Origin of the sequence: Flavobacterium sp. LHD-85, from assembly GCF_030929595.1 — a bacterium.
Lineage (GTDB): Bacteria > Bacteroidota > Bacteroidia > Flavobacteriales > Flavobacteriaceae > Flavobacterium.
The window spans coordinates 85,318-108,751 of sequence record NZ_JAVFVR010000007.1 but is presented as its reverse complement, the minus strand read 5'-3'; the positions used below and the strand labels follow the sequence as shown (position 1 = coordinate 108,751).

The window sequence follows — 23,434 nt, the reverse complement described above, 5'->3', positions numbered from 1 at the left end:
AGTTCACAAATATATAAAAAATGCAGACCTGTAAGCCGGATTCTGTTCTTGTCTTATTTTGCAACAAAACAATACCTTATCATTTATCTAGATCCACCATTACTGATGGACTCAATCTACCTACCCTTCGGCAACGGACGAGAAGCCCTTAAATGCCGATATACTTGGTATTTCACCGCATAGAGTTTACCTGGTTTCACTACAGCATTACCTGTACATACTTTCTGCTGCACTTGTCCTAATCCCGATTTTCATCGGGACCGACGGGCGTTACCCGCTATGCTTCTCTATGGTGTCCGGACTTTCCTCCCTCCCGATGAATCGGGACGACGATAAGGCGGTCTGCGCTGCAAAAGTAGCGATTTAAGAACTAACAATAATGATTTTAAATTTCAGTTTTTATGAATTTTATCATAACTTTTTAATTTTAAAATAGTTATCTTTAGAATTCTATAATTTTAAATACAGTTTATCATGAAAAGAATGTATCATTACGCAACTGTTTCAAAGGCTTTAGATCAATTGAATGAAAAAGGATTTACGTGCGATTTTAATCGAAATGCAGACGCAATTAAAAAGAATCCTGAGAAATTTGAAATTGTTCATGTGTATCGATACGAGGGTGAGTCAGACCCAGCGGATGAGGCAGTTGTATACGGAATTAAGTCGACTACGGGCAAAAAAGGAGTTTATGTTGCTGGTTTCTCAGCCGATTCAGATCAAGAAACAGCGCAGTTTTTATTGGATTTAAGTATTAAGGGAAGATAATTTTAGGAGCCGGGAACCTGCTGTCCGCTATATCTTTTGTGGCGAACCCCGCCACAAAAGGATGCCGCTACCATCAGGGCTAGAACAATCGGTTTCAAAAGAAAAAATCTTTTATAAATCAAGTAAAAAAAAATGAGAACAAAAAAAGTATTCAATAACCTATGTCATTCCTAGAAACTGAAATTCTTTTCGTTCCTTAGGAATGGCATAAAAATAAATTCTTCTCATTTTTTTAATTAGGAGAATAATCAAGCTTAGTCAATACCCGATCTTCGATATTACCAACTACATCGCCATATTTTTGGGTATACATTTTTTTGATGTCAATCCATTCCTGATCTTTTCTAAAATCTTCCCAAGCTTTTTTCATCGTTGTTTCGTCTGGCCATTCCAAAAAATATACAAATTCAGTTTTCTTATCTGATTTTGATTCGTAAATCGAAATGATTTTAAAGTTGTATTTCTCCATAATACGCATGGCATGATCACGAAAACGTTCATGAAAGATTTTTTTATTGCTTTCGAAAATCTCATAGATTCGCAACTGATAAATTGGACTCGTTCGCGTTTTTTGTGCTTTTCCGCTAAATGCTGCAAGCAAAACTAACAGTAGAAAATACTTCTTCATAACTTATAAATTTATCAGCTTCCTATTTTGCCATATCGCTGCTGTTCAGAAAAATAGATAATGATCGTTTTTCCATTCTTTTTATATGGGTAAAACAATTCATAATTTCCTTTTCTCGAACTATAGCGTAATTTATCATTGTTTTTATCAAAAACCTCATTCAAATAAGCTCTTTCTTCTTTAGTTGTCTTATAAATATAATTTACTTTCTTAGGCCGTATACTATCATTTGCTTCCAAAATTTCATCATAATAGGCATTAAAACCAAGAAAAACAGGCGAATCCTTAATCGAATCTTTCACTATTAAGGTAACACTTGGAAAGTTATTGTCTGTTTCAGACAAAACTCGTAAAATACCGGTGGTTTCCTTGATATACGCTTTAGAAAAAGTATAATTTAGAAGTTTATCACTATTTGACTTGTTTGATTCTATGATTGATTTTGCAGAATCAATCAGCATTTTTTCCTTTTTAGCAGAAGTCAAATAATCACCACCAAAAAGTATAACTAGAATTAACGGGAAAATTAAAAGCAGAACAGCAAACTTGCGTCGATTTGATTTTGTGTTTACTTCATCTTCATTTTTTCTTTCGGCAATTCTCGTCAAATTAAACATGAGATTCACTATTAGAGATCCTGCCATAAGAGCAAGAATACCGAGAATGCTTAAATAAAAGCTTTCGGTCATGTTTTCTCTAAAAACCTTTAGTCCGAAAACTTCAATTACAATAAATGTAAAGACCCAGTATACTAATAAAAGTATAGAGGAAATTCCGATGATATTACTTAATTTAACTATTTGTTTTGCGTTCATATTTTCTAATTAATAATAAATAGGCTGTTAAATATTTTGCATTAAAAGTATTACTTTTTCTTTAAACGTTGCAGATAATATTTTTTTCTTTCTACAATTCAACCACTTAAAAATCTTTCAATTTTTAAATTTTTAAATCATTAAATTATACTCTATATTTGCTATCGAATAAAAGAGAATATGGAACAATTTGTAGTATCGGCAAGAAAATACCGCCCGCAGACCTTTAAGGATGTTGTGGGGCAAAAAGCCATTACAAACACTTTGTTGAACGCTATTGAAACCAATCACTTAGCGTCTGCTCTTTTATTTACAGGACCACGTGGAGTTGGTAAAACAACCTGCGCGCGTATCCTGGCAAGAAAAATAAATCAGCCTGGATATGACGATCCTACCGAAGATTTCGCATTTAACGTTTTCGAGTTAGATGCTGCTTCAAACAACTCGGTTGATGATATTCGTAACCTTATCGATCAGGTTCGAATCCCGCCACAAACTGGACAATACAAAGTATATATCATTGACGAGGTCCACATGCTGTCTTCGGCCGCTTTTAATGCTTTTCTTAAAACATTAGAAGAACCGCCAAAACATGCTATTTTCATTTTAGCAACAACAGAAAAACACAAAATCCTTCCAACGATTTTATCTCGCTGTCAGATTTTTGATTTCAAAAGAATTACAGTAAAAGATGCTAAAGAACATTTGGCTGATGTTGCTGAAAGTCAAGGAATCGTTTTTGAAGATGATGCATTGCACATTATTGCTCAAAAAGCAGATGGTGCCATGCGTGATGCTTTGTCTATTTTTGACCGTGTAGTTTCCTACTGCGGAACAAATTTGACGCGTCAGGCAGTAACCGAAAACCTAAACGTTTTAGATTACGAAACTTATATTTCAATTACTGATTTACTTCTGGAAAATGAGATTCCGAAACTTTTATTAGCATACAATGATATCTTAGCCAAAGGTTTTGATGGACATCATTTTATTGCTGGTTTGGCTTCACATTTCAGAGATTTATTAGTAAGCAAAACACCTTCGACTATTACTTTATTAGAAGTTGGTGAACAAGCACAGCAAATGTATGCTACACAATCGCAAAAATGTTCTCAGGAATTTTTACTTAAAGGAATTGATATTGCAAACGACTGCGATTTAAAATACAAATTAAGTCAGAATCAACGTCTTTTAGTTGAATTATGTTTGATGCAATTGGCCTCTATCAACTTTGATGGAGAAAAAAAAAAGTTGAGCAATTCATAATTCCGCCTGTTTACTTTAAAAACGGAGGCTATTCTATAGTCGAAGTGCAAAGTCCAAAGTCCAAAGTTGAGAGTTCTGTAGCGACCGAGAATCAAACTTCTCAAGCTGTAACTGAAACTAAAGTTGCCATTCCTCAACCAGAACAAGTTGCTGAAACTCCAAAAGTTCAAACTCCAGAAGTTCCAAAAGCAGATACAAGCGGCGCTCCAAAAGTTTCTGCCTTTTCTCTTGCTAGTATCCGCAAGAAAAAAGAATTGGAAGCAAGCACGAAATCGTACGTTAAACCTTCTTCTGTTTTACCTACCGAGGAATTTAACGAAACCGACATGCGTCTTCATTGGAACAAATATGCAGAACGTTTAGGACAAAAAGGCCTTAGAATTATGGAATCGATTCTATTGATTAGCGATCCAATTCTAAACGGAACAACAATTTCTTACGAACTTCCAAACGAAGGATCAAAACTAGAGTTTGAAAGCCAGATGAATGGTTTGTTGGGGCATTTAAAAGGTCATTTGCATAATCACGATATAACAATTGAAGTAATTGTAAATGAACAGGCTGAAACGAAACGAACTTATAATAACCAAGACAGATATAATCGTTTCTTAGAAATCAACCCAAACATTGAGCTTTTGCGTTCAACATTTGGATTGGATTTGAAGGATTAATTTTTTTTGTTAACCACGAATTTCTCGAATTTTCACGAATTTTTTTCCTTTATTAATAATGTCTAATAATTTATTAGATTTACCGCCAATTTGCTATCGCTCGAGTCGTAGCGAACAAAAAACTATTTATTTTTAAGCCCGAAATTATAAACTTTATCTAGCCATTTTTTTCTTTGTTCTTCGGTCGAACCTTTTACAATTCCGATATAACTTACTTTGACTGGTTTTATACCACAGAATTCCAAAGTAGATTTCTTTAATTGATTCACGCTAGGTCTTCCGAAAAACAATCTGTAATACCAGCTTGGCTGATCTAAGGTTGTGATAATGTGTGCTGTTTTGCCTTTTAGCAATTTATCCCACCAAACCGAATTTTCGCGATACTCAAAAGCCATTCCAGGCAAAAACAAACGATCTATAAATCCTTTTGTTATCGCTGGAAGTCCGCCCCACCAAACGGGATGAATCCAAACTAAATGATCGGCTCTTTTTATTTTTTCCCAAGATTCTAATAAATCAGGTTCTAGATCGGTTCTTTTCTGATAACCAAATTTGAGATTTGGACTAAAATTTAAATTAGCAATTATGATGGTTTCTACTTGCGTACCTGAAGCAATGGCGCCTTTTTGATACGATTCTGCAATTCCAAAATTGAAGCTTTCCGCATTTGGGTGTCCGTTTATAATCAGTATTTTTTTCATGTTTATGTTTTTTCAAAAATACTATTAGTACATTTTCTTTTACTGGACAAATGTCCTGAAATTATTTTTCACGCAGATTGAGCAGATAAAGCAGATTTTTGAAGACTGAAGATTTGCGCAAATTTTAATTACGAATAAATATATTAAAGAAAATCTGCTTAAATCATTTTATCTCGATTGTTATCTTTTTGCATCTATTTTTACACATAGGCAGTGGTTTCAACCACGTGGACACAATAAAAAAAAACAATCTGTACTCCCGTGGTTGAAACTACGGGCTATATCTGAATATTATTATTTAATTCTCAGCTCAAATCTGAAATCAAAAATCTCTTAACTTAATGACATTGTACCATCGGGAGGATGAAACAAAAAAAATTAAACAATAGCCTTTCTGATTCTGCTTAAATGTCTCGGAGTAATTCCTAGATAAGAAGCTAAATATTGCAGCGGAATTAACTGAATATACTTTTGATGATTTTGGCAAAGTTCTTCGTAACGCTCTGCACCCGATAATTTTTGAAAAGAAACCATTCTTTTGTGCAGGTTTACGAATTCTAATTCGGTTAATTTTCTGCCTGTTTCCTGCCAGTTAAAACCTGATTGATATAATTTTTCTAAAGCTTTTCGGTCTAGAATCTGCAATTCTGTATCGGTAAGTGCTTGAATGCTTTCTTCTGCTTTTTCTTCTGTGATAAAACTGGCAAAAGAAGCCATAAACTCGTTTTCGAAAGCAAAACAATTGGTGATTTCGTCCCCTTTATGATTAACAAAAAAGGAACGGAGAATTCCTTTTTCTATAAAAACTATTTCATTGCAAACCTGATTTTCAGCCAACAGAAGTTCTCCTTTTTTTAAGGTCCGAAATGTAATCAAGCTCTCTAAAAGGCTTAACTCATCTGCAGAAAAATCTTGAATGGACTGAAAAACAGCTTTCATAAACTATTCATTTTAAGAAAAAATCCTTCCGATTCTTTTGTCTGGAATAAGCCATAACATGGCAACTGTAAAATAAGCTGCTCCAGAAACCCACTGGTTAAAGAATGCCGTAACAATTCCGATAACGTATAGAACTAAAGAGATTTTACCTTTATAATCTTTGTTAAGCGCTTTTCTCAAAGCAGAATCACTCCCTTCGGTACACATAATAGTATATTGCAAAATAATATAAGAGATTGCCGAGAGAAGCAACACAACACCATACATTGTCATTGCAGCTTTCTCAAAATTATGCTCCCCCATCCAAGCGGTAGAAACGGGAATTAAAGACAGCCAAAACAAAAAGTGCAAATTGCTCCACAATACTTTTCCGTTTACCCTTGATAAACTATGAAGCAAATAATGATGATTATTCCAGTATATTCCAACGTAGATAAAACTCAAAATATAACTTAAAAACTTCGGAATAAGCGGTTTTAAATCTGCAAATTCATGTCCTTGCGGCGCTTTAATTTCCAAAATCATAATCGTTATAATGATTGCCAAAACGCCATCACTAAAAGCTTCTAGTCTGCCTTTATTCATTAAAAAAAATAATATTAAATTTTACCGTAATACATTGCTTTTACGATACCATCAGAAAGTCCGATTTTAGGAACGTAAATCTGGCGCGCACCGCTCCATTTCATCGCATTTAGATAAATACGAGTTGCATGGATAATTACATCGGCACGGTCGGAGTTCAAACCTAATTCGGCAATTCTCTGCTCGTAAGTCAACGAATTTAAGAATGCATACTGTGAGTTAACATAAATGTACGAAAGCGGTTTTTCCTGCTGTTTCCCAGACATTTTAAACAACTTATTGATGTTTCCTCCAGAACCAATCAGTGTTACCTCATCATAATCTGCCGTGTTGGTTTTAATCCATTTTTCGATTTCATCCCAAACTGAATCATGAACCATATTGTTCAATAAACGAACGGTTCCAGCTTTGAAAGATCTTGAAGTAATCATTTTTCCGTCAGAAAATAAGGTAAACTCTGTACTACCACCTCCAACATCTACAAAAAGATAGGTTTCGTCAGATTTAATTAAATGATGCAAATCTGTAGAAGCTATAATTGCAGCCTCTTTTTTACCGTCGATAATTTCGATTTTTATGTCAGCCTTTTTCTTAATTAAAGCCACAACTTCTTTGGCATTATAGGCTTCGCGCATTGCAGAAGTTGCAAATGCCATATAACGCTCTACTTTATGTACTTTCATCAAAAGGTTAAATGCTTTCATGGCATCTACCATTCGATCTATATTTTCTGGTGAAATTTCTCCAACTGTAAAGGCGTCTTGTCCTAAACGAATTGGCACACGAACAAGGGAACTTTTATTAAACTGCGGTTCTTTGCCTTCTTGTTCCACAACGTTAGCGATCAAAAGCCTCATCGCATTTGAACCGATATCTATCGCTGCAAACTTCCTAATATTAATCATGCTCACTTTATGATTTGAAATTGGTATTTATTATTAATTTACTTTTTGAGGAACCTCTTCAAGTATCGCTACTTTATTCTGATAATATTTATAGGTTTCAAATTGTGCTCTAAATGGGGCATGATGATTTTTAGGCTTATATTTATTATCTAATTTATAGGAGTGATATCTCACTTTTACATTTCCTTTCCATGCAATATTGAAATTATCAATCAATTCTTTTTTGATTTCAAGATCGTAAATCGGACAGGTTACTTCGACTCTGCCATCAAGATTTCTGGTCATAAAATCGGCAGAAGAAATGTAAACTTCAGTTAAACCAGCATTTCCGAAAATATAAACTCTCGAATGTTCTAAGTAATTGTCTACAATACTTATAGCTTCAATATTTTCACTCATTCCTGGAATTCCTGGAATTAGAGAACATATTCCTCTTACCTGAAGCTGGATTTTCACTCCCGCATTACTTGCTTCATATAATTTATCGATCATTTTAAAATCAGACAAACTATTCATTTTTAATTTGATGTGTGTTTTTCTTCCGGCCAATGCATGAAGAATTTCACGATCAATTAGTTTGATGAATTTAGTTCTTGTATAATGAGGCGATACGATTAAATGTTTGTATCTATGGACTCTATAATTGATATCGAAAAACTCAAATATTTTTGATGTATCTTTTAAAATTCCTTGATGACAAGTAAAAAGCGTTACATCGGTATAAATTTTTGCTGTTGCTTCGTTGAAGTTTCCCGTTGAAATGAATCCGTAACGACGGTTTTTACCTTCCTCCATTCTTTCAATTACACAAATCTTACTGTGCACTTTCAATCCTTTGATACCAAAAATAAGTTCGATTCCTTCTGTCTGCATTTGTTCTGCATACGAAATATTCGAAGCTTCATCAAAACGTGCTTGAAGTTCGATTTGCACTACTACCCTTTTGCCGTTTTTGGCCGCATTTATCAGCGAACTGATAATTTGTGAATTCTTAGCTAAACGATATAAGGTAATTTTAATGCTTGTAACTTTTGGATCTAAAGCCGCTTCACGCAAAAACTTAGTCAGATAAGAGAATGACTGGTAAGGCGCGTGCACCAAATAATCTTTTTTAGAGATTTTTTCAAGAATACTCCCTTCAAGGTTCAAGCCAGGAACTGGCAACGGTTCGTTTGGCTTGTACAACAAATCGTATCTACCAAGATTTGGAAAACTCATATAATCGCGACGATTATGATATCTTCCTCCTGGAATTATACTATCTGTTTCTACAATTTTCATTTTATCCAAGAAAAATTGCAGGGTATCTTCTTCAATTAAATTATCGTAAATAAAACGAACAGGCTCTCCAATTCGGCGGTCTTTTACAGACGAAGCGATTTTTTCGAGCATACTTTTACTCAAATCACTGTCTATATCCAATTGCGCATCACGGGTAATTTTAATCATGTGAGCAGAAACGCTCTTGTAATCGAATATATTAAAGATGTTTTTCAGTTTAAAACGAATAACATCATCTATCAAAATAACATATTGTTTTTCGTCCTCAGAAGGAAGAACAACAAATCTGTTGATGTTTTTTGGAATTTCAATTAAGGCATAACGAACCTCATCATTGGCCAACTCTAAACGAACTGCCAAATATCCTAATGTATCTTTTAGAATTGGAAAAACGGCCAAATCATTTAAAATGATAGTTACCAATTCTGGACTTAATTTTTGGGTATAAAAATCTTTTAAGAAACACTCCTGTTTTGGTGTGATCTGCGTTTCATTGATAATAAAAATATTCTCAGATTCAAGTTCAGCCTCAATATTTCCTAGAATACGCAAACTTTCAGATTGCTGCTGAATTACGATTTCGGTAATATCTTTAATTAATTGGTGGGCAGAAATACCACCTAAATATTTTTCGCCAGAAATGCCTGAGAGACTTAATCGCCGAATAGCTGCGTACCGAACTCTAAAAAATTCGTCTAAATTGTTTGAAAAAATTCCAACAAAACGCAGTCTGTCTAAAAGTGGCACTGTATTGTCTCCTGCTTCTTGAAGTACTCTTGCATTAAACGCTAACCAGCTTTTTTCTCTATCGATATATTTCTGTTCGTACACTGTAATTATTTTAAATCTTTGGGGAAAATAGTTTTATGTGTTTTGCCCTTATGGATCGTGTCCCAACTTTCGGCATCAAACTGTAACGAAACAAAGCCTGAAGTTGGTACATTTTCTATAAAAACATCCCCAAATTTATTAACAAAATTTGTAATAGCCTCGTTATGTCCGAAAAGAATAACGCTTTCAAAACTATTATCACATGATTTAATAACTTTTTCGAGTTGCTTCTCATCAAAAGTGTATAAATCATCCCTAAAAATAATGCTTTCTAACGGATAAGATATGTTTTGCGCAAAAATCAAAGCAGTTTCTGTAGCTCTCGCGGCAGTACTGCTCCAAATAATATACGTTTTTGGAAGATACTCTGAAATATTTAATGAAACATCATGCGCATCTAAAATTCCTCTTTTCATTAATGGACGATCAAAATCTTTTAGTGGTGCTTCCCAGCTAGATTTCGCATGACGAATTAATATAAGATTTTTCATAAGTAGCATTTTTTAAAAACCTGATTCGCAGGTAATTTTTTAATTAAGTTCTAATTTACAAAAGAAATTTCAAACCTTTTCTTTTTTTTATTTCCGTTAACATTATAACAAAATTTTAACAAGAATAAATCACCTGTAAAACTTTTGGACTACAAAAATTAGAAAAGCCGCTTTTTGTCATTTTATGTACTTCATCTATAAAATTAGTATTTAGTCGATATTCTGCAATCTTCTAAAAAATTAACTAAATACCTGATTATTAATCATTTAATACACTACAAAAAAACTTAATATCATGAATAAAGCAAAAAAAGGAGAAGAAAAATTTTACTTTTTTGAGTTAAAAAAAAGTGTTTTTCAGTCATTTTTTGACAAAAAAACAACACTTCAACGAGTTTTTAGGTTAGTTACAGATAAAAAAATCGTATTAGAAAAACTCTAATATAACTTTGATTCTGTTAAAATATTAAATATATCACAAAACAGAGAAACAATTTATAAGAATAAAAAAGTGTCACTTGAACGGTCCTAAAAAGTGTCAAAATTGTAAGTTATTTTTTTGTTAGAAATGTATGATGTGATTAATAACCTATTTGTCCCATTTAAATGAATAGAACAGTTTTTCCATCTTCTTGAGATTTTTACTGAACATTAACCTAAACCTAAAAAAACAAAAAACACTCATTTTTTCTACAGCCCCAATCTTTAAGTCACTACTAAATTTTAATTAAGAACAAGCCTAGGCAATTTATAATCACTTAAAACGGATTATAACTCAAAGAATCTCAAAATAAATTTACTAAAGATTAAAAAATTAGAGATTATGAAAAACATTACTTATTTCATGAATATTAATATTAAGTACGTTTATATTACGTTGCTTTTAATATTTATTACAAGTGGCTATTCTCAGAATACATATGATGGCAATTACTGTCCTGGCCCTGGTTCAGGTGGTGATGAATATGCAACTGGAACAGTTTATAGCACAGTTATATTAGCTAACCCTTCTTCAACATGTAACATTGGGACGATTCGCGCTAAAGTTGATACCCAAAATCAAGTTTTAAGATTAGGTATGGACATTGGGAATGGTGGTTCGGCACTTTTTAGATTGTACTTAGATACCGATAATAATCCAGCAACAGGATTAACATCAGATTCATTTGGAGGAACCATTACTGTAGCTGGTGCTGAATATATCTTAGAAATTAATTCTAACGGAAATGGTTTTACTTTATATACGGGAAATGGCAATGTTAAAACTCAAACTAATGTTATCCCTCCAGGTCTTGGTGCTAAATCGGGTAATGCCAATTGTAATTCTGGTTCTACATTTTTAGAGTTTAATATTCCTTTTGGAAGTTTGGGAATTAACATTTGTGATCCCAATAATCCTGGCGTAATTAACGTTACAAAATTAGCTTCTGTTAGTGGTAACTCACCTAATTCAAGTCTATGTACTAATACTCCACTTACTTTTGGAATTCCACTAAAAGGAACAGTTGGACCCAACTCAACTATATGTTCAGGAGCTAGTGCTGCTTTAACAATAACAGGTCTCAATGCTGGTTCTAATGTAATTAAATGGCAATCATCTGTTGCTCCATTTTCAGTTTGGGTAGATATTGCTAATACTGTAGGCTTAACAGCTTATAATACTGGCAATTTAACACAAACCACAAAATTCAGAGCAATATTTTCTAATTCAGGTTTATGCTCTGGAAGTAATATTGCGACAAGTGAAGCAACCGTAACGGTAAATACTCCAACTGCTTGTTCTATTACTGGCACTAGTGGTCCTGTATGTTTGTCTTCTTCTAATGTTTATTCGGCTCCAGCCAATATGACCAGCTATTCGTGGTCTTTGCCTCCGGCAACTGCAAATGGTGCTACAATTACATCGGCTACAAATTTACAAAACGTAACGGTTCAAGCTGGCTCCACTTGTAATACAACGTTTAAATTATTATTAACTACTACGTTAAATGGATGCAGTTCTACTTGTGAAAAAATAGTAACTGTTAACGATACTACTGCTCCAACTTGGACAACTCAAGCAGGCGCTTTAAATGCTACTTTGCAATGCAGCGATACGGCAGGATTGACAGCAGCACAAAATCAAGCTCCTGTTGCTACTGACAATTGCGGTGGAACCGTAACCTATACAAAAGTGAGCGGAACTTTTGCCGCTGGTGCATGTGCAAACTCTGGGACTTACACCAACACTTGGACCGCTAAAGACATTTGCAATAATACTTCTACAGTTTTCACTCAGGTAATCACAATTCAGGATACTACTGCTCCAACTTGGACAACTGCTGCTGGTTCTTTAAATGCAACTGTAGAATGCAGCAATGCTGCGGGACTTGCAGCTGCACAAGCTTTGTTTCCAACAGCTTCTGACTTATGCGATATTGATGTTTCAAATATCACTAAAGTAAGCGGACAGTTTGTGGCATCTCAAGGATGCGGAAATGCTGGAACTTACACCAACACTTGGACTGTAAAAGACGATTGCAATAATACTTCAACAGTTTTCACTCAGGTGATCACTATTCAAGACACTGCTGCACCAACTTGGACAACTGCTGCCGGTTCTTTAAATGCAACTGTAGAATGCAGTAATGCAGCTGGTCTTGCAGCAGCTCAAGCTTTGTTTCCAACAGCTTCTGACTTATGCGATACTGATGTTTCAAACATCACTAAAGTAAGCGGACAGTTTGTAGCATCTCAAGGATGTGGAAATGCAGGAACATACACCAACACTTGGACTGTAAAAGATGACTGCAACAACACATCTTCCGTTTTTACTCAAGTAATTACCGTTCAGGATACTACTGCGCCAACTTGGACAACTGCTGCCGGTTCCCTAAATGCAACTGTAGAATGCAGTAATGCTGCAGGACTTGCAGCTGCACAAGCTTTGTTCCCAACCGCTTCTGATTTATGCGATGCCGATGTTTCAAACATCATTAAAGTAAGCGGACAGTTTGTAGCGTCTCAAGGATGCGGAAATGCAGGAACATACACTAACACTTGGACTGTAAAAGACGATTGCAATAACACTTCTTCCGTTTTTACTCAAGTAATTACTATTCAGGATACTACTGCACCAACTTGGACAACTGCTGCCGGTTCTTTAAATGCAACCGTAGAATGCAGTAATGCTGCGGGACTTGCAGCTGCACAAGCTTTGTTTCCAACAGCTTCTGACTTATGCGATGCTGATGTTTCAAACATCACTAAAGTAAGCGGACAGTTTGTGGCATCTCAAGGATGCGGAAATGCTGGAACTTACACCAACACTTGGACTGTAAAAGATGACTGCAACAACACATCTTCCGTTTTCACTCAGGTAATCACAATTCAGGATACAACTGCTCCAACTTGGATAACTGCTGCCGGTTCTTTAAATACGACTGTAGAATGCAGCGATGCGGCTGGACTTATTATAGCTCAAGGAATGTCTCCATCAGCATCTGACTTGTGCGATTCCGATGTAACCAATATCATTAAAGTAAGCGGTCAGTTTGCAGCTTCCCAAGGATGCGGAAATGCTGGAACTTACACCAACACTTGGACTGTAAAAGACGATTGCGGAAATACTTCTGATACTTTTACTCAGGTAATCACTATTCAGGATACTACTGCTCCAACTTGGGCAACTGCTGCCGGTACTTTAAATGTAACTTTAGAATGTAGTGATACTGTTGGACTTGCTGCTGCTCAGGCTCAGTTCCCAACAGCTTCTGACCTTTGCGATGCCGATGTTTCAAACATCACTAAAGTAAGCGGACAGTTTGCAGCTTCTCAAGGATGCGGAAATGCAGGAACCTATACCAACACTTGGACTGTAAAAGATGACTGCGGAAATACTTCTGGAACTTTTACTCAGGTAATCACAATTCAGGATACTACTGCTCCAACTTGGGCAACACAAGCAGGTTCGCTAAATGCTACTTTAGAATGCAGCGATGCAACTGGTCTTGCAGCAGCACAAGCTTTATTTCCAACAGCTTCTGACTTATGCGATGCCGATGTTTCAAACATCACTAAAGTAAGCGGACAGTTTGCAGCTTCTCAAGGATGTGGAAATGCAGGAACTTACACCAACACTTGGACTGTAAAAGATGACTGCGGTAATACATCTGGAACTTTTACTCAGGTAATCACAATTCAGGATACAACTGCTCCAGCTTGGACAACACAGGCAGGTTCTCTAAATGCAACTTTAGAATGCAGTGATACTGCTGGACTTGCTTCTGCTCAGGCTCAATTTCCAGCAGCTTCTGATCTTTGCGATACTGATGTTCTAAACATCACAAAAGTAAGCGGACAGTTTGCAGCTTCTCAAGGATGCGGAAATGCGGGAACTTATACCAATACTTGGACTGTAAAAGATGACTGCGGAAATACTTCTGAAACTTTTACTCAGGTAATTACCATTCAGGATACTACTGCTCCAACTTGGACTACTGCTCCAACAGCTTTAAATGTAACTTTAGAATGCAGCGACACAACTGGACTTGCAGCCGCTCAGGCTCAATTTCCAGCAGCTTCTGATCTTTGCGATACTGATGTTCTAAACATCACAAAAGTAAGCGGACAGTTCATTGCCTCTGAAGGATGCGGAAATGCAGGAACTTACACCAACACTTGGACTGTAAAAGATGACTGCGGAAATACTTCTGAAACTTTCACTCAAGTAATCACAATCCAAGATACAACTGCTCCTACATGGGATACTGTTGCTGGCACTTTAAATGTGACTTTAGAATGCAGCGACACAACTGGACTTGCTGCTGCTCAGGCTCAATTCCCAGCAGCTTCTGACTTATGCGATGCTGATGTTTTAAACATTACTAAAGTAAGCGGTCAGTTCGTAGCTTCTCAAGGATGCGGAAATGCCGGAACTTATACCAACACTTGGACAGTTAAAGATGATTGCGGAAATACTTCTGATACTTTCACTCAAGTGATCACAATTGAGGATACTACTGCTCCAACTTGGACAACACAAACAGGTTCTCTAAATGTAACTTTAGAATGCAGCGATACAGAAGGTCTTGCTTCAGCTCAAGCTCAGTTCCCAGCAGCTTCTGACCTTTGCGATGCTGATGTTTTAAACATAACTAAAGTAAACGGTCAGTTCGTTGCCACTGAAGGATGCGGTAATGCAGGAACTTACACCAACACTTGGACAGTTAAAGATGACTGCGGAAATACTTCTGAAACTTTCACTCAAGTAATCACAATTCAGGATACAACTGCTCCTACTTGGACTACTGCTCCAACAGCTTTAGATGTAACCTTAGAATGTAATGACACAGAAGGTCTTGCCACTGCACAATCTCAATTCCCTGCAGCTTCTGACTTATGCGATGCTGATGTTTTAAACATTACTAAAATAAGCGGTCAGTTCGTTGCCACTGAAGGATGCGGAAATGCAGGAACTTATACCAACACTTGGACAGTAAAAGATGACTGCGGAAATACTTCTGAAACTTTCACTCAAGTGATCACAATCCAAGATACAACTGCTCCGACTTGGACTACTGCTCCAACAGCTTTAGATGTAACCTTAGAATGTAATGACACAGAAGGTCTTGCTTCGGCTCAGGCTCAATTCCCAGCAGCTTCTGACTTATGCGATGCTGATGTTTTAAACATTACTAAAGTAAGCGGTCAGTTCGTAGCTTCTGAAGGATGCGGAAATGCAGGAACTTATACTAACACTTGGACAGTTAAAGATGATTGCGGAAATACTTCTGAAACTTTCACTCAAGTAATCACAATCCAAGATACTACAGCGCCAACATGGAATACCGTTGCAGGCACTTTAAATGTGACTTTAGAATGTAGTGATGCAGAAGGGCTTGCCACTGCTCAGGCTCAGTTCCCAGCAGCTGCTGACTTATGCGATTCAGATGTTTTAAACATTGAAAAAGTAAGCGGACAGTTCGTTGCTACTGAAGGATGCGGAAATGCTGGAACTTATACTAACACTTGGACAGTTAAAGATGACTGCGGAAATACTTCTGACACTTTCACTCAAGTAATCACTATTCAGGACACAACAGCGCCAACATGGAATACCGTTACTGGCTCTCTAGATGTAACTTTAGAATGCAGTGATGCGGAAGCTCTTGCTACTGCTCAGGCTCAATTCCCTGCAGCATCTGACTTCTGCGATTCAGATGTTTTAAACATCGAGAAAGTAAGCGGATCATTTGTTGCCTCTGAAAACTGTGCAAACGCAGGAACTTACACCAACACTTGGACTGTAAAAGATAACTGTGGTAACATCTCTGATACTTTTACTCAGGTAATTACAATTCAGGATACTACAAACCCAACTTTCGCTGGTGAACTTCCTGCAGACATTACAGTTTCTTGTGATGCAGTTCCAGAGCCATTTAATATGGAAGCTTCTGATAATTGCAATGGAAACTTACCAATTGTTTTCAGTGAGACTAAAAGCGATATTAAAAACGAATGCGGTACAGAATATACCTTAACTCGTAACTGGTCTACAAGTGATTGTGGAGGAAATTCAGTTTCTTATACTCAAATTATAACAGTAAGAGATACTACGCCTCCAACAGGTACTGCACCAGCAGATGTTGCGAACATACAAAGTGCTGCAGACATTCCAGCAGGAAGTCCAGATGACATAAAAGATGCCACAGACAATTGCTCAGGAGCTGTAAATATCACAGTAAGCGACACTAATAATGGAGGAACTGGATGTAATGGAGAATCTTACATCTTAACCAGAACTTTTACACTAACAGACTGTGCAGGCAATAAAACTGAATTAGTTCAAACCTTTACAGTTGAAAATAAAGTTTCTGTGAGCGGTATTGCTACAAATGTAAGCTGCCAAGGAGAAAGCGACGGTTCAATTGCAGTTACCAGCACTCCTGGAGCTACTGTAGTTATTACCAATCAAAACAATGAGGTAGTTGGAAATACTAATCTGCCAGCTGGAACCTATACACTTACTGCAACATCTTCAGTAAATACTGAAAATGAAATTTGTACAGCAACTGCAACAGTGGTAATTACAGAGCCAAATTATAGAGTTAAAATATCTGGCCAAATCATAAATGTAGATACTAACACTCCTCTTGCAAACGTACCTGTAACATTGATTCCTCAGGGAACAACTACAGGACCAATACAAATGCGTATTACAGGTGCAGACGGAATGTACAGTTTCACAGGAATGCCAGCCGGAAGTTATTTGGTACAAGTACAAGATGCTAATTTAAATAGTGCATATCAATTATACCCTATTGATTCTAGCTTATTCTTTACTACTCTAGAAGAGTGTGCTTTCCAAGTTCATAACTTCCAATACGGAGCTTCAACACTTCCTGTTCTTGGAGATTATGTTTGGTACGATACCAATAGCAACGGAATTCAAGATGAATGGTACGACGCTAATAACGATGGTGCTGTTACCAAAAACATTCCAGACTCAAATGGAGCTGTTGACTATAGCCAATGGGAATGGATAGATCTTAACGGAGACGGAAGCTTTGCCGGCCCTCTAAATGTTGGTGAGTTAAATGCTGGTGGTTTCGGAAATGCACTTAGTCCAAATGTAATTGTTGATGGTCCAAATGGATACCACAAAGATATTATTATAGGAATTGCAGGATACTGGAGAGACCGCCCAGAAAGTGAAAATCCTTATGGACAATATACAGTAAAACTGGTAAGAGATGCAAATTTCGACACTATGGCTGCAAACTTAGGATTTACTGGCTTGGTAAAAGTTATTCCTTCAATGTCTGCTAAAAACATAGCTGGAAAAACAAGTAAAGCACAGTTGCATACAGTTTGTAAAACAACAACAGATAGCGGTTATGTCGTTACAGTTACACCAGAAGATTTAGTTCATTTAGATCTTGATTTCGGAGTAAGCTGTAAAGAATACAAAGACATTGTGGCTAATGATGACAGCGCAGGCCCGATTGCAGGTGTAAACCATACTACTACTAATGTATTAAATGTATTGCCAAATGATACCTTAGAAGGAAATCCGATAACTGCATCTGATGTAATCATAACAACTGTAACACCAAACGAGTTTTTACAATTAAATGCTGATGGTTCAGTTGATGTATTGCCAAATGCTCCAGTAGGAACATTAACAATGGTATATCAAATCTGCGAAGCTGATCAGACAGATAACTGCGACACTGCAACTATTACAGTTACAATAGAAGCTCCAGTAATGACCGTTACTGCTACATCAATATGCGTAAACGATGTTCCTTATCTTGATTATACAGTAACACCAGGAAACTTTACTCCTATAAATGGCGTGACCATTGCGTGGGCAGATAGCAATAACAATGTAGTAACAACAATGACTGATCTGCCATTAAACGGACGTGTACTATGGCCTGGAGCTGTGGTAGATGATCAAGGAAAAGGAATTGACTGGCCAGGCTGGATTTTTGAAAACAATAGATGGATTGAAGGAGCTGACGGATTCGAAAAATTACGTCCAACTGCAAATGTGACCTTATCTCTAAATCCTAGTCAGACTATCACTGTTAGCTATCCTCCTGCAGATCCTTTCTGTACTGCTAGACCAACATTTGCTATAGTAGCCAATGATGATACTCCTGCACCAATAATTGGAGACTCAGGGCAAACTAATGTAATTAATGTTTTAACTAATGACACATTAAATGGCTCTACAGTAAACATAAATGATGTTACATTGACAACTGCTGTTGCCGACCCAACAGGTTCATTAACATTAAACCCTGACGGATCTGTAAATGTCGCACCGAATACGCAAGGTGGAACGTACACATTAACTTACCAAATTTGCGAAAAAGCCGATTTTGGAAATTGTGATACTGCTATAGTAACTGTTACTATTATTTCCCGTGTAGTTGCAAATGATGACACCTACAGTAATATCGGATGTAACTCTTTTGGACTTGTAGGCAATATATTAAGCAATGATTTGAAAGGAAGAACTCCTGTAACATTAGAATTAGTAAGCTTTACACTTCTTACTGAAGGAAATAATACTAAAACTGATCCAAACATTACAGTTGATGCTTCTGGAAACGTAAATGTATCTAGCTTAACACCTGCTGGCACTTACACTTACAGCTATACCATCTGTGATAAATTAAGTTCTGAAAATTGCGATTCTGCAACTGTTACTATTATAGTACTGCCTCAGGGTGTTATTGAAACCACAAGTACAGCTTGTACAGATGATTCAACACTGATAAACTTGAGCAACCTACTTCCAGAAGGAAGTCCTTTAACAGGAGTTTGGCAGGATAGAAGCAATACTAATGCCTTACAGGGTGGAATTCTTAATCCTTTTGGTTTAGCACTGGGCAATTATACTTTTGAATACATTATAGCTGATGAAAGATGCCCAAGAAGCATAGTATTAAACATGGAAATCAATGATGATTGTAGAGTCCTAGCTTGTGGTAATGTCTTAGTACATAATGCTTTTTCTCCAAATGGCGACAACATAAACGATTTCTTCAAAATTGACAATATCGATGACACAACTTGTTATCCAGGCAATTCTGTCGAAATATATAACCGCTGGGGAGTTTTAGTTTTTGAAACTACGAACTACAATAATACAACAAATGCTTTTGATGGAACTTCAAGAGGAAGAACAACTGTTAAGCAATCTGATGGACTACCAACTGGAACTTATTTTTACATTATTAACTATAAATCTCTGGATGGAAACAACAATGTTCAAGAACATAAATTAGACGGATATTTATATCTATCCAAATAGTAATTAAAACACCTTGTAAGCAACTAGCTTACAAGGTGTTTAAAAAAAATCCGAAAAATTTGATTAATTTTGAATAGAACACATTGAAATTCAATGATTTAAATAGTCAATAGTAATTATTAAATAAAATCTACTATGAGAACAAAATTATTTTTCTTCGTCATTCTGTTAGTTACATGTTCAGGGTATTCACAGCAAGATGCACAGTATACACAGTATATGTATAACACAATAAATATAAATCCTGCCTATGCAGGTTCTCGTGGAGCACTTAGTATTTTTGGTCTTTACCGCACCCAATGGGTTGGTCTTGACGGAGCACCAGAAACAAGCAGTTTTTCAGTTAACTCTCCTATAAATAATAGTAAACTAGGTGTAGGCGCTTCATTAGTAAATGACAAAATTGGGCCAACAAATGAAAACAACATTTCAGTCGATGTTTCATATACAATACAAACATCTGCCGATTTTAAACTTTCATTTGGTATTAAAGGAACTGCAAACATCTTCAATTTAGATGTTACAAAATTAAATCCTGCAGATCAAGGAGATCCTCAGTTTCAGGATTTAAATAATAAATTCTCTCCAAATGTGGGTGCTGGAGTTTACTGGCATTCTAACAAAGCATATATTGGTTTGTCTGTTCCTAATTTTATTGAAACGAATCGTTACGACGATAATGATGTAGCAATTTTTAAAGACAAAATCAATTATTATTTAATGGGAGGTTATGTATTCAATCTTGACAAATACGAATATGTAAAATTTAAACCCGCCATTTTAGCCAAAATGGTTCAAGGGGCACCGCTTCAGGTAGACTTATCTGCCAATTTCATGTTCTATGATAAATTTATGCTTGGTGCAGCCTATAGATGGAGCGCTTCTTTAAGTGCTATGGTAGGATTTCAGATTACAGACGGACTTTATTTAGGGTACGGCTACGATCGAGAAACCACCAATTTAAATAATTACAATTCAGGTTCACATGAGATATTCCTGCGTTATGAATTCTTCTCAAACAAAGGCAAAATGACAACTCCTCGTTTCTTCTAAAAATAAGGTATCATGAAAAACTATACACTACTTTTCGTTACAATTATAGGCGCTTTTTCATTTAGCTGTTATGCTCAGCAGTCAAAAATAAATGCTGCAGACAAAAAATATGATGGCTATGCCTACGTAGATGCAATAAAAATTTATGAAAAAGTTGCCAATAAGGGCTACAAATCTGAAGACATGTTTAAAAAACTGGGAAATGCCTATTATTTTAATTCAGATTTTCAAAACGCGGCTAAATGGTACGGCGAATTATTTGCAATGAATCCAAATCCCGAACCAGAATACTATTTTCGATATGCGCAATCCCTAAAATCAACTGGTGATATGGCTAAAGCCAATAAGCTTTTGGACGATTTTAATGCCATTTCAAAAAATGACAATAGGGGAAAGCTCTATAAAGAAAATGCAAACTATATGGACAAGATAAAAGAAAATTCTGGGAGGTACCAGATAGAAGATGCAGGCATAAATAGTAGGTACTCAGATTACGGTTCATTTGTTTACAATAACAAAATTTACTTTGCCTCTGCAAGAGATACTGGAAATTTCATAAAACGCAAACACAAATGGACAGGCGAATATTTTACAAATATTTATGATGCCGATTTAGACCCTGCAACGGGCGGTACATCTAAAGTAAACAAATTTAAATCGGCTATTAATACCCGATTTCATGAGGCTTCTCCAGTTTTTACAAAAGATGGAAAAACAGTCTATTTTACAAGAAATAACTTTATTGATGGTAAAAAAGGAAAAGACGAAGGCAAAGTCACATTAGTAAAACTTTACAAAGCAGAGCTGGGAAAAGATAATAAATGGACCAATATTACTGAGCTGCCTTTCAATAGCAATAATTATAGTACGGCTCACCCAGCTCTTAGTCCAGATGAAAAAACACTATATTTTGCTTCCGACATGCCTGGTTCTATAGGAGAATCCGATTTATATAAAGTAAGCATCAACGCTAACGGTGGCTATGGTCCTCCAGAAAATCTCGGAAATACAATTAATACAGAAGGAAAAGAAACATATCCTTATTTAACTTCTGAAAACGAGATATACTTTTCTTCTAACGGACATCCTGGCTTAGGAGGTTTAGACGTCTTTGTTGCCAACATTGATAAAAATGGAAAAATAAGCGAAATCCAAAATGTAGGAGCAGATGTCAATTCTCCAAAAGATGATTTTGCTTATATTATTGATCCTGAAACCAGAAGAGGTTTCTTTTCTTCCAATAAAGATGGCGGACAAGGATCTGATGACATCTATAAATTTCTAGAAACCAGAAGACTTAAATGTGCCCAAGAGCTGTATGGTATAATATCTGACGCAGAAACAGGAGTTGCACTTCCGGGAGCAAAAGTTACATTATATGATGATCAAATGAATCTAAAAAATTCTGCAGTTGCCGATGGTACTGGATTATATACCTTTGATGTAGAATGCGGAAAAACGTATTATGTAAGAGCCGAAAAACCTGACTACACAACAAGAGAGTTAAGTGTTACTATTGAAAAAACAAATGGTAAAACTAACCTTCCGATTGCTCTGGAAAAAGCAACTTGTAAAGTTACTGTGGGCGATGATTTAGGAAAATGTTTTGGTATTAAAATGATTTATTTTGATTTAGATAAATCTAACATTAGAACAGAAGCCGCTTTAGATCTAGAAAAAATACTGGCTGTTTTGAACGATTATCCAACGATGAAACTAGATATCCGTTCGCACACAGACAGCAGAGCTTCGCACCAATACAACGAAGCTTTATCTGATCGAAGAGCAAAATCGACTGTACAATGGCTCGTTAAAAACGGAATTGCGCCAAACCGCTTAACTGGAAGAGGCTACGGAGAGACAGAGCTTGTAAACAAATGTGCTGACGGAGTTCCATGTACTGAAGCAGAACATCAGGCAAACAGACGAAGCGAATTTATTATTACAGCATTATAATCTTAAAAAAACATACGAAAAAAAGCTGCCTACAGGCAGCTTTTTTTAATTTAAAAAGTCGTTGTAATTCTATGAATCGCAACGACTTTTAAAAAACCAACCTGTTCAATAAATCTTTAAAGCTTAACAAATATGTTAGTATAATATTTTTTTCCTGTAGCAGAATCTGTTGTCACAGATAATCCAAAATGAGTATAATCGCCAACTATGTTCTCTTTGTGACCGGGGCTATCAAGCCAAGCTTTTACTGCTGCCTCAGGAGTTTTATAATTGTAAGCAACATTCTCTCCTACTTTTTTCGCTCCCAATACATTTGTCATATTAGAAGATCTAGCAACAAAATCGTTATGATCTACAACATTATTCTCAATCATATATTTATTATGCTCTTCACATTTATAAGAAATATGATTAATTCTTTCTAAAGCATTTAAACCAATACTCACACGGTATTCGTTTATCAACCTCATCGTTTCTATTTCGGTATCGTTATAAGTGTAGTTAGCAACAAGCGCTTCTGTTGGCGATGCAGTATCCGAGCTTGCCTCGGCGGTGTCAGCAGAACATGCGTTCATTGCGACTAAAATCGCAATGAACAACATGGTGCGCATAATCTTTTTCATAATCATCAGCATTTTAGCGGTTTAAAGTAAATGTTGGGGCAAATCCTTTAAATTTATCTTTGAATAAATATCGTTTGCTTTATTGTATTCCAAACGTATTCAATTTACCGTTA

Annotated in this window: 16 protein-coding genes and 1 other RNA gene; 7 read left to right on the top strand and 10 right to left on the bottom strand. The window is 36.0% G+C overall.

Features of this window, described 5'->3' with window-relative positions:
• Positions 1–15: 15 nt before the first annotated feature.
• Positions 16–349: RNase P RNA component class A (gene rnpB, locus RB618_RS13470), an RNA gene on the bottom strand.
• Positions 350–474: 125 nt separating this feature from the next.
• On the opposite strand from rnpB, the gene RB618_RS13465 reads away from it, so the two are divergent.
• A complete protein-coding gene (locus tag RB618_RS13465) occupies positions 475–768 on the top strand; it encodes a hypothetical protein (RefSeq protein ID WP_308069201.1) in 294 nt (97 codons plus the stop codon).
• Positions 769–1,000: 232 nt separating this feature from the next.
• On the opposite strand, the gene RB618_RS13460 is transcribed toward RB618_RS13465, so the two are convergent.
• The gene (locus RB618_RS13460) at positions 1,001–1,396 is read right to left on the bottom strand and encodes an NIPSNAP family protein (protein WP_308069200.1); all 396 of its coding nucleotides are present in this window, start codon (positions 1,394–1,396) and stop codon (positions 1,001–1,003) included.
• A gap of 14 nt (positions 1,397–1,410) precedes the next feature.
• The gene (locus tag RB618_RS13455; RefSeq protein WP_308069199.1) at positions 1,411–2,211 is read right to left on the bottom strand and encodes a hypothetical protein; all 801 of its coding nucleotides are present in this window, start codon (positions 2,209–2,211) and stop codon (positions 1,411–1,413) included.
• A 180-nt stretch (positions 2,212–2,391) separates the two neighbouring features.
• On the opposite strand from RB618_RS13455, the gene dnaX reads away from it, so the two are divergent.
• Complete coding sequence (gene dnaX, locus RB618_RS13450) at positions 2,392–3,477, top strand: DNA polymerase III subunit gamma/tau (RefSeq protein WP_308069198.1); 1,086 nt, start codon at positions 2,392–2,394, stop codon at positions 3,475–3,477.
• A 44-nt stretch (positions 3,478–3,521) separates the two neighbouring features.
• Positions 3,522–4,148 (top strand): DNA polymerase III subunit gamma/tau, encoded by a 627-nt coding sequence (locus tag RB618_RS13445; protein ID WP_308069197.1) that lies wholly within the window; start codon positions 3,522–3,524, stop codon positions 4,146–4,148.
• Between the two features lie 122 nt (positions 4,149–4,270).
• Here RB618_RS13445 and RB618_RS13440 read toward each other — a convergent pair whose 3' ends face one another.
• From RB618_RS13440 to RB618_RS13415, 6 genes are all read right to left on the bottom strand, one after another.
• The gene (locus tag RB618_RS13440; RefSeq protein ID WP_308069196.1) at positions 4,271–4,849 is read right to left on the bottom strand and encodes an NAD(P)H-dependent oxidoreductase; all 579 of its coding nucleotides are present in this window, start codon (positions 4,847–4,849) and stop codon (positions 4,271–4,273) included.
• 378 nt (positions 4,850–5,227) lie between these two features.
• A complete protein-coding gene (locus RB618_RS13435) occupies positions 5,228–5,788 on the bottom strand; it encodes a Crp/Fnr family transcriptional regulator (protein ID WP_308069195.1) in 561 nt (186 codons plus the stop codon).
• A 12-nt stretch (positions 5,789–5,800) separates the two neighbouring features.
• Positions 5,801–6,373: a TMEM175 family protein gene (locus RB618_RS13430; RefSeq protein WP_308069194.1), complete on the bottom strand. Its 573-nt coding sequence runs from the start codon at positions 6,371–6,373 to the stop codon at positions 5,801–5,803.
• 14 nt (positions 6,374–6,387) lie between these two features.
• Entirely contained in the window at positions 6,388–7,278 is an 891-nt protein-coding gene (locus RB618_RS13425) for a Ppx/GppA phosphatase family protein (RefSeq protein ID WP_111363603.1), read from the bottom strand.
• Positions 7,279–7,311: 33 nt separating this feature from the next.
• On the bottom strand, positions 7,312–9,390 hold the full coding sequence (gene ppk1 / locus RB618_RS13420; RefSeq protein ID WP_308069193.1) for a polyphosphate kinase 1: 2,079 nt from the start codon (positions 9,388–9,390) through the stop codon (positions 7,312–7,314).
• 5 nt (positions 9,391–9,395) lie between these two features.
• A complete protein-coding gene (locus RB618_RS13415) occupies positions 9,396–9,881 on the bottom strand; it encodes a histidine phosphatase family protein (protein ID WP_111377238.1) in 486 nt (161 codons plus the stop codon).
• 295 nt (positions 9,882–10,176) lie between these two features.
• Here RB618_RS13415 and RB618_RS13410 point away from each other — a divergent pair, with 295 nt between their 5' ends.
• The 4 genes from RB618_RS13410 (at position 10,177) to RB618_RS13395 (ending at position 22,698) form a co-directional block, all read left to right on the top strand.
• A complete protein-coding gene (locus RB618_RS13410) occupies positions 10,177–10,323 on the top strand; it encodes a hypothetical protein (protein ID WP_308069192.1) in 147 nt (48 codons plus the stop codon).
• Between the two features lie 381 nt (positions 10,324–10,704).
• Positions 10,705–19,689, top strand: a complete 8,985-nt coding sequence (locus RB618_RS13405; RefSeq protein WP_308069191.1) for a gliding motility-associated C-terminal domain-containing protein — start codon at positions 10,705–10,707, stop codon at positions 19,687–19,689.
• A gap of 135 nt (positions 19,690–19,824) precedes the next feature.
• Positions 19,825–20,742 carry a type IX secretion system membrane protein PorP/SprF gene (locus RB618_RS13400; RefSeq protein WP_308069190.1) on the top strand — a complete coding sequence of 306 codons (918 nt, stop codon included), beginning with the start codon at positions 19,825–19,827 and terminating at the stop codon, positions 20,740–20,742.
• A gap of 12 nt (positions 20,743–20,754) precedes the next feature.
• Positions 20,755–22,698, top strand: a complete 1,944-nt coding sequence (locus RB618_RS13395) for an OmpA family protein (RefSeq protein ID WP_308069189.1) — start codon at positions 20,755–20,757, stop codon at positions 22,696–22,698.
• 116 nt (positions 22,699–22,814) lie between these two features.
• Here the strand turns inward: RB618_RS13395 and RB618_RS13390 are convergent, their stop codons facing one another.
• Positions 22,815–23,333, bottom strand: coding sequence for a CAP domain-containing protein (locus tag RB618_RS13390; protein WP_308069187.1), 519 nt, complete (start codon positions 23,331–23,333; stop codon positions 22,815–22,817).
• Between the last annotated feature and the right edge of the window lie 101 nt (positions 23,334–23,434).

Coding starts and splice junctions, on each gene's coding strand:
- RB618_RS13465 (WP_308069201.1), top strand. CDS start 475: ATGAAAAGAATGTATCATTACGCAACTGTTTCAAAGGCTTTAGATCAA.
- RB618_RS13460 (WP_308069200.1), bottom strand. CDS start 1,396: ATGAAGAAGTATTTTCTACTGTTAGTTTTGCTTGCAGCATTTAGCGGA.
- RB618_RS13455 (WP_308069199.1), bottom strand. CDS start 2,211: ATGAACGCAAAACAAATAGTTAAATTAAGTAATATCATCGGAATTTCC.
- dnaX (WP_308069198.1), top strand. CDS start 2,392: ATGGAACAATTTGTAGTATCGGCAAGAAAATACCGCCCGCAGACCTTT.
- RB618_RS13440 (WP_308069196.1), bottom strand. CDS start 4,849: ATGAAAAAAATACTGATTATAAACGGACACCCAAATGCGGAAAGCTTC.
- RB618_RS13435 (WP_308069195.1), bottom strand. CDS start 5,788: ATGAAAGCTGTTTTTCAGTCCATTCAAGATTTTTCTGCAGATGAGTTA.
- RB618_RS13430 (WP_308069194.1), bottom strand. CDS start 6,373: ATGAATAAAGGCAGACTAGAAGCTTTTAGTGATGGCGTTTTGGCAATC.
- RB618_RS13425 (WP_111363603.1), bottom strand. CDS start 7,278: ATGATTAATATTAGGAAGTTTGCAGCGATAGATATCGGTTCAAATGCG.
- RB618_RS13415 (WP_111377238.1), bottom strand. CDS start 9,881: ATGAAAAATCTTATATTAATTCGTCATGCGAAATCTAGCTGGGAAGCA.
- RB618_RS13410 (WP_308069192.1), top strand. CDS start 10,177: ATGAATAAAGCAAAAAAAGGAGAAGAAAAATTTTACTTTTTTGAGTTA.
- RB618_RS13405 (WP_308069191.1), top strand. CDS start 10,705: ATGAAAAACATTACTTATTTCATGAATATTAATATTAAGTACGTTTAT.
- RB618_RS13400 (WP_308069190.1), top strand. CDS start 19,825: ATGAGAACAAAATTATTTTTCTTCGTCATTCTGTTAGTTACATGTTCA.
- RB618_RS13395 (WP_308069189.1), top strand. CDS start 20,755: ATGAAAAACTATACACTACTTTTCGTTACAATTATAGGCGCTTTTTCA.
- RB618_RS13390 (WP_308069187.1), bottom strand. CDS start 23,333: ATGCTGATGATTATGAAAAAGATTATGCGCACCATGTTGTTCATTGCG.